This window comes from Crenobacter caeni (assembly GCF_010435965.1).
In the GTDB taxonomy this organism is placed as follows: Bacteria; Pseudomonadota; Gammaproteobacteria; order Burkholderiales; family Chromobacteriaceae; genus Craterilacuibacter; species Craterilacuibacter caeni.
In genome coordinates, this window is the sequence record NZ_JAAGAA010000002.1 from 140006 (window position 1) to 151906 (window position 11901).

The 11901-nt window shown below is 65.6% G+C and carries 11 protein-coding genes; all 11 read left to right on the forward strand.

From position 1 onward, the window contains the following. Nucleotides 1-179: 179 nt before the first annotated feature. The 11 genes from GZH52_RS02730 to lpdA all read left to right on the forward strand — a co-directional run bounded on the left by GZH52_RS02730 (nucleotide 180) and on the right by lpdA (nucleotide 11890). Nucleotides 180-908, forward strand: coding sequence for a GntR family transcriptional regulator (locus tag GZH52_RS02730; protein ID WP_163314983.1), 729 nt, complete (start codon nucleotides 180-182; stop codon nucleotides 906-908). A 207-nt stretch (nucleotides 909-1115) separates the two neighbouring features. After that, a complete protein-coding gene (sdhC, locus tag GZH52_RS02735) occupies nucleotides 1116-1490 on the forward strand; it encodes a succinate dehydrogenase, cytochrome b556 subunit (protein WP_163314984.1) in 375 nt (124 codons plus the stop codon). Continuing rightward, the gene (gene sdhD, locus GZH52_RS02740) at nucleotides 1484-1828 is read left to right on the forward strand and encodes a succinate dehydrogenase, hydrophobic membrane anchor protein (protein ID WP_163314985.1); all 345 of its coding nucleotides are present in this window, start codon (nucleotides 1484-1486) and stop codon (nucleotides 1826-1828) included. Before sdhC ends, sdhD begins: the two co-directional genes overlap by 7 nt. Continuing rightward, nucleotides 1828-3615 carry a succinate dehydrogenase flavoprotein subunit gene (gene sdhA, locus GZH52_RS02745; RefSeq protein WP_163314986.1) on the forward strand — a complete coding sequence of 596 codons (1788 nt, stop codon included), beginning with the start codon at nucleotides 1828-1830 and terminating at the stop codon, nucleotides 3613-3615. The genes sdhD and sdhA overlap by 1 nt, the downstream gene beginning before the upstream one ends. A gap of 12 nt (nucleotides 3616-3627) precedes the next feature. After that, nucleotides 3628-4338, forward strand: a complete 711-nt coding sequence (locus tag GZH52_RS02750; protein ID WP_163314987.1) for a succinate dehydrogenase iron-sulfur subunit — start codon at nucleotides 3628-3630, stop codon at nucleotides 4336-4338. After that, complete coding sequence (locus GZH52_RS02755) at nucleotides 4335-4583, forward strand: FAD assembly factor SdhE (RefSeq protein WP_136553650.1); 249 nt, start codon at nucleotides 4335-4337, stop codon at nucleotides 4581-4583. Before GZH52_RS02750 ends, GZH52_RS02755 begins: the two co-directional genes overlap by 4 nt. A gap of 37 nt (nucleotides 4584-4620) precedes the next feature. Further along, entirely contained in the window at nucleotides 4621-5910 is a 1290-nt protein-coding gene (gltA, locus tag GZH52_RS02760; protein WP_163314988.1) for a citrate synthase, read from the forward strand. A 122-nt stretch (nucleotides 5911-6032) separates the two neighbouring features. Next, on the forward strand, nucleotides 6033-8861 hold the full coding sequence (locus GZH52_RS02765; protein ID WP_163314989.1) for a 2-oxoglutarate dehydrogenase E1 component: 2829 nt from the start codon (nucleotides 6033-6035) through the stop codon (nucleotides 8859-8861). Nucleotides 8862-8916: 55 nt separating this feature from the next. Further along, nucleotides 8917-10170 carry a 2-oxoglutarate dehydrogenase complex dihydrolipoyllysine-residue succinyltransferase gene (odhB, locus tag GZH52_RS02770; RefSeq protein WP_163314990.1) on the forward strand — a complete coding sequence of 418 codons (1254 nt, stop codon included), beginning with the start codon at nucleotides 8917-8919 and terminating at the stop codon, nucleotides 10168-10170. A 57-nt stretch (nucleotides 10171-10227) separates the two neighbouring features. Further along, a complete protein-coding gene (locus tag GZH52_RS02775; protein WP_163314991.1) occupies nucleotides 10228-10416 on the forward strand; it encodes a hypothetical protein in 189 nt (62 codons plus the stop codon). Between the two features lie 40 nt (nucleotides 10417-10456). Next, nucleotides 10457-11890 carry a dihydrolipoyl dehydrogenase gene (gene lpdA, locus GZH52_RS02780; RefSeq protein WP_163314992.1) on the forward strand — a complete coding sequence of 478 codons (1434 nt, stop codon included), beginning with the start codon at nucleotides 10457-10459 and terminating at the stop codon, nucleotides 11888-11890. Nucleotides 11891-11901 lie beyond the last annotated feature (11 nt).

Genomic DNA, 11901 nt, shown 5'->3' on the forward strand with positions numbered 1-11901 from the left:
ATAAACGGCTTGGCACTTGTGCTCTGCAATAAAGAGTGCGAGCGAGTGTAACACGGGACTTTATTGATTTGTGCTGCTTTGTTCTCGTGTTGCCGGCTGTCCTGGGCGGCGTTATGATTGCGATCATGTGTCTTATATAAGACTTCTGTTTACTCGAATGGAATTCGGTGGTAAAAAGCATGGGAAAGCGTGCGGGCGTGGTCAGTCGGGAGCCCCTGTACAAGCAGGTGAGGGCCTTGTTGCTGGAGCGCGTTTGCGACGGTGAATGGGACGGGGGCGAGCCGCTGCCCAGCGAGTGGGAGCTGGCAGCCCAGCTTTCAGTCAGCCAGGGTACGGTGCGCAAGGCGCTGGGCGAGATGGTCGCCGACGGCGTGCTCGAGCGGGTGCAGGGCAAGGGAACCTTTGTCGCGCCACCCGAGAGCGACTGGGGGCACGCGCGGCTGGTGTCGCCGGTACTGGTCGGCGAGAGCCCCGACCCGCTGTCGCGCGAGTTGCTCGGCGTCTCCCGTGTCGCCGCCAGCGAGGAGGTCGCCGAAGTGCTCGGCCTGCGCCGGCACGCTGCGCTGCACCAGCTGCGTTTTTTGTGGCGGCGCGGCGGCGAGGCGGTCGCGCTGGACGAGGTGCTGTTGTCGGCCGAGCGTTTCGAGGGGGTCGACGCACGTACCCTGCGCTCGCGCTCGCTGGGGGTCGCCCAACTGGTGGCCCGCTTCGGGGTTCGCGTGAAGCCTGCGCTCGCGCAGTACCGGGTGCAGTCGCTCGCGCGCGAGGACGCGGCGCTGTTCGGGGTGGGTGCAGGGGTGCCCGTGCTGTCGGTGCTCGAACTGTTCGACGACACCGAGGGGCAGCGCACGGTATGGCGGCAGCGCCTGTGCCTGACCGAGCGGCTGGCGTACACGGTAGGGGTCTGAGACTGCGGCGATGCGGCAAAAAAATGCCGATAGCGTGAATGGGGTCGTGGTCTTTGTTAGAATCGTTCGGTCATATTGCATGCGGTGCATTGCATCAATATGACGAAACGGGTGTGGAGACTGCGCAGACGGTCGACCGCCTCGGCGGCTTCGCTTCGCGAAGCCTGGTTACAACCGCTTGGTCAAGAAGCACTCTTAGGAAGCCATATGCAGAAGCAACGACCGAAGCACCTCGACCTGGCCAAGATCAGGCTGCCCGTGCCGGGCATTGTCTCGATCCTGCACCGGGTCAGTGGTGTCGCGCTCTTTCTCTCCCTGCCTCTTCTGATGTACCTGTTCGCCGGATCGCTCAGTTCCGCTGCGGATTTCGAAACCTTCCGCGCCGTCATCGCCCACCCGCTGATGAAACTGGTGCTGATCGGCTTTTTGTGGGCTTACCTGCACCACTTCTGCGCCGGCATCCGCTTCCTGTTCCTCGACGTCCACAAGGGCCTGGAACTTGAAACCGCTCGCGCCACCGCCAAGGCGGTGCTCGCCGTGAGCCTGACCCTGACCGTGATCCTGGGGGTTCTCGTATGGTAAATCGTCACGTTATCGGCGCGCACTACGGCCTGCGCGACTGGCTGATGCAGCGCGTCACCGCGGTGATCATGGTCGCCTACACCGTCGCGCTGGTGCTGCTGCTCTTGTCCATCCCCTCCGACTTCGACGGCTGGAAGGCCCTGTTCGGTGAGACCTGGGTGCGCATCTTCACCCAGGTGACGCTGCTCGCGCTGTTCCTGCATGTGTGGGTCGGCATCCGCGACGTGTGGATGGACTACGTCAAGCCGGTCGGCCTGCGCCTGACCCTGCACGTGTTCACCATCGTGTGGCTGGTCGCGTGTTTCATGTACTCGGTTAAAGTTGTCTGGGGTCTGTAATGAGCATTCCTGTTCGTCATTTCGATGCGGTGATCGTGGGGGCGGGCGGTGCCGGCCTGCGCGCGGCGCTGCAACTGTCCGAAGCCGGCCTGAAAACGGCCGTGATCACCAAGGTGTTCCCGACCCGCTCGCATACCGTCGCCGCACAGGGTGGCGTGTCCGCCAGCCTCGGCAACTCCGAGCAGGACCACTGGCACTGGCATATGTACGACACCGTCAAGGGGTCGGACTGGCTGGGTGACCAGGACGCGATCGAATTCATGTGCCGCGAGGCGCCGAAGGTCGTCGTCGAGCTCGAGCACTTCGGCATGCCGTTCGACCGCAACGCCGACGGCACCATCTACCAGCGTCCGTTCGGCGGCCACATGTCGAACTTCGGCGAGAAGCCGGTTCGCCGCGCGTGCGCGGCGGCCGACCGTACCGGCCACGCGATGCTGCACGCGCTCTACCAGCGCAACGTGCGCGCCAACACCCAGTTCTTCGTCGAGTGGATGGCGCTCGACCTGATCCGCGACGAGGACGGCGCGGTGCAGGGCGTGGTCGCCATGGAAATGGAAACCTCCGAAGTGGTGGTGTTCCAGGCCAAGGCGACGCTGTTCGCCACCGGCGGCGCCGGCCGCATCTACGCCTCGTCGACCAACGCCTTCATCAACACCGGTGACGGCCTGGGCATGGCGTCGCGTGCAGGCATCCCGCTGGAAGACATGGAGTTCTGGCAGTTCCACCCGACCGGCGTCGCCGGCGCGGGCGTGCTGATCACCGAGGGCGTGCGCGGCGAAGGCGGCATCCTGCGCAACGCGGCGGGCGAGCGCTTCATGGAGCGCTACGCGCCGAACGCCAAGGACCTCGCCTCGCGCGACGTGGTGTCGCGCGCGATGGTCACCGAGATCAACGAAGGCCGTGGTTGCGGCCCGAACAAGGACCACGTGCTGCTCGACATCACCCACCTCGACCCCGAGGTGATCATGTCCAAGCTGCCGGGCATCCGCGAGATCTCGATCAAGTTCGCCGGCGTCGACCCGATCAAGGCGCCGATCCCGGTGGTGCCGACCTGCCACTACCAGATGGGCGGCATCCCGACCAACTTCAAGGGCGAGGTCACGCTGTCGACCACCGACAACCACTCCTCTATCGTCAAGGGCTTCTACGCCGCCGGCGAATGCGCGTGTGCGTCGGTGCACGGCGCCAACCGCCTGGGCACCAACTCGCTGCTCGACCTGCTGGTCTTCGGCAAGAGTTCGGGCAACTCGATGATCGAGTTCATCAAGACCCAGCCGGCCGAGTTGCCGGAACTCTCGATGGGCGACGTCGAGCGTTCGCTCGCGCGTGTTGCGCGCCTGGATAACCAGAAGAACGGCACCGATGTGCACGAGGCACGTTCGGCGATGCAGCGCGTGATGCAGACGCACTGCGGCGTGTTCCGCTTCAAGGACATGCTCGCCAAGGGCGTCGAGGAGATCCTCAAAGTCGAACAGATGGTCAAGACCACCGAGATCGGCGACAAGTCCAAGGTGTTCAACACCGCGCGCATCGAGGCTTTGGAGCTTGAAAACCTGATCGAGGTGGCCAAGGCGACCATGATCTCGGCCAACGCCCGTACCGAGAGCCGCGGCGCGCACGTGCGCGACGACGCGATCGACTGCGAGGCGACGCCGAACGGCCGTGACGACCAGAACTGGCTCAAGCACACGCTGTGGCACCGCGACGGCAACAAGCTCGAATACAAGCCGGTCAACCTGACGCCGCTGTCCGTCGACACGATTGCCCTGAAGACCCGTTCCTACTGAGGCGACAGACCCATGACTACCGAAACCATCCAGTTCCGCGTCTATCGCTACAACCCGGAGAAGGACGCCAAGCCGTACATGCAGGACATCGCGGTCGAGATCGACTCGACCGACCGCAAGCTCTTGGACGCGCTGGTCAAGCTCAAGGTCAAGGACGACACCTTGTCGTTCCGCCGCTCCTGCCGTGAAGGCGTGTGCGGTTCGGACGCGATGAACATCAACGGCAAGAACGGCCTGGCCTGCCTGACCGACGTGCGCGACCTCAAGCAGCCGATCGAGTTGCGCCCGCTGCCGGGCCTGCCGGTGATCCGCGACCTGATCGTCGACATGACGCAGTTCTTCAAGCAGTACCACTCGATCAAGCCGTACGTGGTCAACAACTCGCCGGCGCCCGAGCGCGAGCGCCTGCAGTCGCCGGAAGACCGCAAGGAACTCGACGGCCTGTACGAGTGCATCCTGTGCGCGTGCTGCTCGACCTCGTGCCCGAGCTTCTGGTGGAACCCGGACAAGTTTGTCGGCCCGGCGGGCCTTCTGGCCGCCTACCGCTTTATCGCGGACACCCGCGACGAGGCGACCAACGAGCGTCTGGACAACCTGGAAGACCCGTACCGCCTGTTCCGCTGCCACACGATCATGAACTGCGTCGACGTCTGTCCGAAGGGGCTGAACCCGACCCGCGCGATCGGCAAGATCAAGGACCTGATGGTCAAGCGCGCGGTATGAGTGAAATCGATCCGATCGAAAAGAAACGGATCCGCTGGCGCTCGCGCCGGGGGCTACTCGAACTGGACCTGGTGCTGACCCGGTTCCTCGAGACGCGTTACGACGCGCTGACCCCGGCCGAGTTTGCCGCGTACACGCGGCTGCTCGAACTGCCGGACACCGATTTTCTGGATCTCGTTAACGGCAAGGCCGACACAGAAGATGCCGAACTGGCACCCATCGTCGCCATGCTGCGTTCCGTTTAAGAGCGGGCTGCACCAACCATCACATGGGAGTTTAGCTGTGGAAACCAACAAGAAAGTTGCGCTGACCTTCAACGAAGGCCGCGATACCATCGAAATGCCGGTGCTCGCCGGTACCCTGGGCCCGGAAGTGGTCGACATCCGCACCTTCGGCAAGACCGGGATGTTCACCTTCGACCCGGGCTTCCTCGCCACCGCTTCGTGCGAGTCCAAGATCACCTTCATCGACGGTGACCTGGGCCAGCTCTACTACCGCGGCTACCCGATCGAACAGCTGGCCGAGCGCTGCGACTACCTCGAAGTGTGCTACCTGCTGATGAACGGCGAACTGCCGACTCCGGCGCAGAAGGCCGACTTCGACAAGAAGATCCTGCGCCACAACATGCTGAACGACCAGATGTTCACCGTGTTCAAGGGCTTCCGCCGCGACGCGCACCCGATGGCCGTGATGGTCGGCGTGGTCGGCGCGCTGTCCGCCTTCTACCACGACTCGCTCGACATCACCGACCCGCACCACCGCGAAGTGTCGGCACACCGCCTGATCGCCAAGCTGCCGACCATCGCCGCGCAGGCTTACCGCTACAACAAGGGCCTGCCGTTCTCCTACCCGAAGAACGGCCTGACCTACGCCGAGAACTTCCTGCACATGATGTTCTCGACTCCGTGCGAAGAGTACGTGGTGAACCCGGTGCTCGCCCGCGCGCTCGACCGCATCTTCACCCTGCACGCTGACCACGAGCAGAACGCGTCGACCTCGACCGTGCGCCTGGCCGGCTCGTCCGGCGCCAACCCGTTCGCGTGCATCGCCGCCGGCATCGCCTGCCTGTGGGGCCCGTCGCACGGCGGCGCCAACGAGGCCGTGCTGAAGATGCTCGACGAGATCGGCAGCGTCGACAACGTCGCCGAGTTCATGCAGGGCGTGAAGGACAAGCGCTACAAGCTGATGGGCTTCGGCCACCGCGTGTACAAGAACATGGACCCGCGCGCGGCGATCATGAAACAGACCTGCGACGAGGTGCTGGGCGAACTGGGCCTGCAGGACGACCCGAAGTTCAAGCTGGCGATGGCGCTGGAGAAGATCGCGCTGGAAGACCCGTACTTCATCGAGCGCAAGCTGTACCCGAACGTCGACTTCTACTCGGGCATCGTGCTCTCCGCGATCGGCATCCCGGTGTCGATGTTCACCCCGATCTTCGCGCTGGCCCGCACCGTCGGCTGGATCAGCCACTGGAACGAGATGATCTCCGACCCGCAGCAGAAGATCGGCCGTCCGCGCCAGCTGTACACCGGCTCGCCGCGACGCGACGTGCAGCAGCTGTCCGACCGCTAAGCCTGGCAGGCTGGCCGCTTTCGGCGGCCAGCCTTTTTCCGCGCGGGAGCGCTGCGGCAAGTGGGGCCACTTGCCAGAGCGCTTCTGGTAGCCGTCAACAACCGAATCAAAGGGTCCAACCCATGATGCAATCCATGTACGGTCATTCCTACCTGTTTGGCGGGAATGCCCCCTTTATCGAGGAACTGTACGAGCAGTACCTCACCGATGCGACGACAGTTCCCGACCAGTGGCGCGATTACTTCGACAAGCTTGCGCAGGCGCCGGGCGCCGCCGAGCGCGACGTGCCGCACGCGCCGATCCAGCAGTCCTTCGTCGAGCTGGCCAAGAAGCCCGCCGCCGGCCAGCGCGTCAGCTCGGTCGCCGAGTGGGAGTCGATGCAAAAGCAGGTCGCGGTGCTCAAGCTGATCTCCGCCTACCGCGTGCTCGGCTCGCGCCACGCCAACCTCGACCCTCTGAAGCGCATGGACCAGGCGCAGGTGCCCGAGCTTGACCCGGCCACCCACGGCCTGACCGACGCCGACATGGCGGTGCAGTACAACGTGGGGTCCTTGGTTGGCCCGCAGAAGCTGCCGCTGTCCGAGATCCTCGCCCGCCTGAAGCAGACCTACTGCGGCAATATCGGCGTCGAGTACATGCACGTGACGCAGAGTGCCGAGAAGCACTGGGTGCAGAAGCGTTTCGAGGGCGAACTGTCGACCCCGCGCTACAACGCCGACAAGAAGCGCCGCATCCTCAAGCAGATCACCGCCGCCGAGACGCTCGAGCGTTACCTGCATACCCGCTACGTCGGCCAGAAGCGCTTCTCGCTGGAAGGCGGCGAGAGCATGATCGCCGCGCTCGACCACCTGATCCAGCACGGCACCGAGCAGGGCGTGCAGGAACTGATCATCGGCATGGCGCACCGCGGCCGCCTGAACGTGCTGGTGAACACGCTGGGCAAGCTGCCGCGCGACCTGTTTGCCGAGTTCGAAGGCAAGCCGGCGGTCGAGCTCGCCTCCGGCGACGTGAAGTACCACATGGGCTTCTCGTCCAACATCCCGACCCAGAACGGCCCGATGCACGTGTCGCTGGCGTTCAACCCCTCGCACCTCGAAATCGTCAACCCGGTGGTCGAGGGTTCGGTACGCGCGCGCCAGCAGCGCCGCAAGGACAGCGAGCGCCGCCAGGTGGTGCCGGTGCTGTTGCACGGCGATTCCGCCTTTGGCGGCCTGGGCGTCAACCAGGGGACCTTCAACCTGTCGCAGACCCGCGGCTACGGCACCGGCGGCACGCTGCACATCGTGATCAACAACCAGGTCGGCTTCACCACCTCGGACACCCGCGACATCCGCTCGACGACCTACTGTACCGACGTCGCCAAGATGATCGAGGCGCCGATCTTCCACGTGAACGGCGACGACCCGGAAGCGGTGTGCTTCGTGATGCAGGCCGCGCTCGACTACCGGATGACGTTCAACAAGGACGTGGTGATCGACCTCGTCTGCTTCCGCAAGCTCGGTCACAACGAGGGCGACGACCCGTACCTGACCCAGCCGATGATGTACAAGAAGATCGCCAAGCATCCGGGCGCGCGCGCGCTGTACGCCGAGCGGCTGGCCGCCGAGGGCGTGCTCTCCGCCGACGAGGCGCAGGCGATGATCCAGGCCTACCGCGACGCGCTGGACAAGGGCGAGCACGTCGAGCAGACCGTGCTGACCAATTACCACCGCGACTTCGCGGTCGACTGGACGCCGTTCTTCGGCACCCACTGGGCGCACCCGACCGACACCTCGCTGCCGCAGGCCGACCTGCAGCGCCTGACCGCCAAAGTCACCCAGGTGCCGGAAGGCTTCAAGCTGCATCCGACCGTCGACAAGGTGCTCAAGGCGCGCGTCGCGATGGCGAACGGCGAACAGCCGGTCGACTGGGGTGCGGCCGAGACGCTGGCTTACGCAAGCCTGGTCGAATCCGGCTACGGCGTGCGCATCTCCGGCGAAGACTCCGGCCGCGGCACCTTCAGCCACCGCCACGCCGTGCTGCACGACCAGAACCGCGAGAAGTGGGACGACGGCGCCTACGTGCCGCTGCGCAACATGTCGGACAACCAGGGCGACTTCCTGGTGATCGACTCCATCCTCAACGAGGAAGCGGTGCTCGCCTACGAGTACGGCTACGCGTGCTCGGCGCCTGACCAGCTGGTGATCTGGGAAGCGCAGTTCGGCGACTTCGCCAACGGCGCGCAGGTCGCAATCGACCAGTTCATCGCCTCTGGCGAGACCAAGTGGGGCCGCCTGTGCGGCCTGACCAACATCCTGCCGCACGGCTACGACGGCCAGGGCCCGGAACACTCGTCGGCCCGCCTCGAGCGCTGGCTGCAGCTGTGCGCCGAGCACAACATCCAGGTGGTGATGCCGTCCGAAGCCGCACAGATGTTCCACCTGCTGCGCCGCCAGATGCTGCGCCCGTACCGCAAGCCGCTGGTGATCTTCCTGTCCAAGCGCCTGTTGCGCTTCAAGGATTCGATGAGCCCGCTGGAAGACCTGACCCAGGGCAGCTTCCGCCCGGTGATCGGCGACGCCGGCATCGCCGACCCGAAGAAGGTCAAGCGCGTGCTGTTGTGCGCGGGCCAGGTCTACTACGACCTCGTCGCCGGCCGCAAGGAGCGCGAGCTCGAGCAGGATGTCGCCATCGTGCGCATCGAGCAGCTCTACCCGTTCCCGACCGAACAGCTCGCCGCCGAACTTGCGCGCTACCCGAACGCGCGCGAAGTGAAGTGGGTGCAGGAAGAGCCGAAGAACCAGGGCGCGTGGTACCAGATCCGCCACCGCCTGGAAGACCTGATGGGCGCCAAGCAGGCGCTGTCGTTCGCCGCCCGCCCATCCTCGGCGTCGCCGGCAGTCGGTTACATGAGCAAGCACGTCGCGCAACTGAAGGCTTTCGTCGAAGAAGCCCTGTCGTTCGGCAAATAAGACAACACCTGACCTGCAAGGCGGGGCCGGTGGCCGGCCCCGCACGGAGAAGAACATGATCATCGAAGTCAAAGTCCCGCAACTGCCCGAGTCCGTGTCCGAAGCCACCCTGATGAGCTGGCACAAGAAGGTTGGCGAAGCCGTCGCCCGCGACGAGAACCTGATCGACCTGGAAACCGACAAGGTCGTGCTCGAACTGCCGGCCCCGCAGGCCGGCGTGATCGTCGAGCTGATCGAAGCTGACGGCGCGACCGTCGTCTCCGGCCAACTGCTGGCGCGCATCGACACTGCCGCCAAGGCAGGCGACGTCGCCCCGGCCGCCACCGTGGCCGCGCCGGTGGCCGCTGCCGCCGCTCCGGCCGCCGCGCCTGGCGGCGCTGCGATGCCATCCGCCGCCAAGCTGGCCGCCGAGACCGGCGTGAACCTCGCCGGCGTCGCCGGTTCCGGCCGCGACGGCCGCATCCTGAAGGAAGACGTCGCCGCCGCTGCGGCCGCGCGCCCGGCCGCGCCGGCACAGGCAGGCCCGGTGCTCGCGCCGGCCGCCGCTGCCAGCGGCACCGCGCTCTCGTCGACCCCGGCCGCCGTCAACGTCGGCGCCTTGCTGTCCGACCGCCCGGAGCAGCGCGTGCCGATGAGCCGCCTGCGCCAGCGCGTCGCCGAGCGCCTGCTGCAGAGCCAGTCGCAGAACGCCATCCTCACCACCTTCAACGAAGTGAACATGAAGCCGGTGATGGACCTGCGCGCCAAGTACAAGGACAAGTTCGAGAAGGAGCACGGCGTCAAGCTCGGCTTCATGTCGTTCTTCGTCAAGGCCGCGGTCGCCGCGCTGAAGAAGTTCCCGGTGGTGAATGCCTCGGTCGACGGCAACGACATCGTCTACCACGGCTACTTCGACATCGGCATCGCGGTGGGCAGCCCGCGCGGCCTGGTGGTACCCATCCTGCGCAACGCCGACCAGATGTCGATCGCCGAGATCGAAAAGCAGATCGCCGACTTCGCGGTGAAGGCGCGTGACGGCAAGCTCGCGCTGGAAGATTTGACCGGCGGCACCTTCTCGGTGACCAACGGCGGCACCTTCGGCTCGATGATGTCGACCCCGATCATCAACCCGCCGCAGTCGGCCATCCTCGGCATGCACGCGACCAAGGACCGCGCGGTCGTTGAAAATGGTCAGGTGGTGGTGCGCCCGATGATGTATCTTGCGCTCTCCTACGACCACCGTATCATCGATGGCCGTGAGGCGGTGCTGACGCTGGTGACCATCAAGGACCTGCTGGAAGACCCGGCCCGCCTCATCCTTGATTTGTAATCCAGACGGCCCGCCGCGTTCGCGCGGCGGGCCGCCGCAAGACATGAACGGAGCTTTATGACTATCCCTGACTGGTTCTACGGAATCGCTTCCATCCTCGCCGGCTTCGCGCTGGCCTTCCTGACGGTGAAGAAGCGCAGCATGGGGGTCAAGGAGGACTGGTTCTCGCTGTTCGGCAAGATCGTCCTCACCCTGTTCATGATCGGTTTTGGCCTGCTGCTTCTGACCGTAAGCAAGACATCCTGACCCGGCGCGCGTGGCGCACCGGGCACAACAAGGGGAAACCATGAGTCAACAGTTTGACGTCGTCGTGATCGGCGGCGGCCCCGGCGGTTACGTGGCCGCCATCCGCGCGGCCCAGCTGGGCTTCTCGACCGCCTGCGTCGACGCTTTCGTCGGCAAGCGCGGCAAGCCCGCGCTCGGCGGCACCTGCCTGAACGTCGGCTGCATCCCGTCCAAGGCGCTGTTGCAGTCGAGCGAGAACTTCCACGCCGCGCAGCACGATTTCGCGCGCCACGGCATCACCGTCGAGGGCGTGAAGATCGACGTACCGGCGATGATCGAGCGCAAGGACGGCATCGTCGACAAGCTCACCGGCGGCATCGGCTTCCTGCTGAAGAAGAACAAGGTCGCCAGCCTGCACGGCGTCGCTTCGCTCAAGGCGCGCGAGGGCGAGCGCTGGGTGGTTGAAGTGGCGGTCGACGGCAACGTCGTCGACACCGTGCACGCGACCCACGTGATCCTGGCCACCGGTTCGCGTCCGCGTCCGCTGCCGGGCGTCGCCGTCGACAACGTGACCGTGCTCGACAACGAAGGCGCATTGAACCTCGCCGCCGTGCCGGCGCGCCTGGGCGTGATCGGCGCCGGCGTGATCGGCCTGGAGATGGGTTCGGTCTGGAAGCGTCTGGGCGCCGAGGTGACCATCCTCGAGGCGATGCCGACCTTCCTCTCCGCCGCCGACCAGCAGATCGCCAAGGAGGCGCTGCGCACCTTCACCCGCGACCAGGGCCTCGACATCCAGCTGGGCGTGAAGATCGGCGAGATCAAGAACCTGGGCGACAAGGTGACCGTCGCCTACGAGCTGAACGGCGAGCAAAAACTTGGCGAGTTCGACAAGCTGATCGTCTCGATCGGCCGCGTGCCGAACACCGACGGCCTGGGCGCCGCCAACGTCGGCCTGCAGGTCGACGAGCGCGGCTTCGTCGTCGTCGACGACCATTGCCATACCAACTTGCCGAACATGTGGGCGATCGGCGACGTGGTGCGCGGCCCGATGCTGGCGCACAAGGCGTCGGAAGAGGGCGTCGCGGTGGCCGAGCGCATCGCCGGCCAGAAGCCGCACGTCGACTTCGGCGCGATTCCGTGGGTGATCTACACCAGCCCCGAGATTGCCTGGGTCGGCAAGACCGAAGAACAGCTGAAGGCCGAAGGCGTCGAGTACAAGAAGGGCACCTCGGGCTTTGCCGCCAACGGCCGCGCGCTGGGCATGGACCACGCGCAAGGCACCGTCAAGCTGCTCGCCTGCGCCAAGACCGACCGCGTCCTCGGCGTGCACATGATCGGCCCGATGGTGTCCGAACTGGTGACCGAGGGCGTGCTCGCCCTCGAATTCAAGGCGGCGAGCGAAGACCTGGCCCGCATCGTCCACGCCCACCCGTCGCTGTCCGAGGTGGTGCACGAGGCGGCGCTGGCAGCCGACAAGCGCGCGCTGCACGGCTAAGCGCGGCAGGG

Coding starts and splice junctions, on each gene's coding strand:
- GZH52_RS02730 (WP_163314983.1), top strand. CDS start 180: ATGGGAAAGCGTGCGGGCGTGGTCAGTCGGGAGCCCCTGTACAAGCAG.
- sdhC (WP_163314984.1), top strand. CDS start 1,116: ATGCAGAAGCAACGACCGAAGCACCTCGACCTGGCCAAGATCAGGCTG.
- sdhD (WP_163314985.1), top strand. CDS start 1,484: ATGGTAAATCGTCACGTTATCGGCGCGCACTACGGCCTGCGCGACTGG.
- sdhA (WP_163314986.1), top strand. CDS start 1,828: ATGAGCATTCCTGTTCGTCATTTCGATGCGGTGATCGTGGGGGCGGGC.
- GZH52_RS02750 (WP_163314987.1), top strand. CDS start 3,628: ATGACTACCGAAACCATCCAGTTCCGCGTCTATCGCTACAACCCGGAG.
- GZH52_RS02755 (WP_136553650.1), top strand. CDS start 4,335: ATGAGTGAAATCGATCCGATCGAAAAGAAACGGATCCGCTGGCGCTCG.
- GZH52_RS02765 (WP_163314989.1), top strand. CDS start 6,033: ATGATGCAATCCATGTACGGTCATTCCTACCTGTTTGGCGGGAATGCC.
- odhB (WP_163314990.1), top strand. CDS start 8,917: ATGATCATCGAAGTCAAAGTCCCGCAACTGCCCGAGTCCGTGTCCGAA.
- GZH52_RS02775 (WP_163314991.1), top strand. CDS start 10,228: ATGACTATCCCTGACTGGTTCTACGGAATCGCTTCCATCCTCGCCGGC.
- lpdA (WP_163314992.1), top strand. CDS start 10,457: ATGAGTCAACAGTTTGACGTCGTCGTGATCGGCGGCGGCCCCGGCGGT.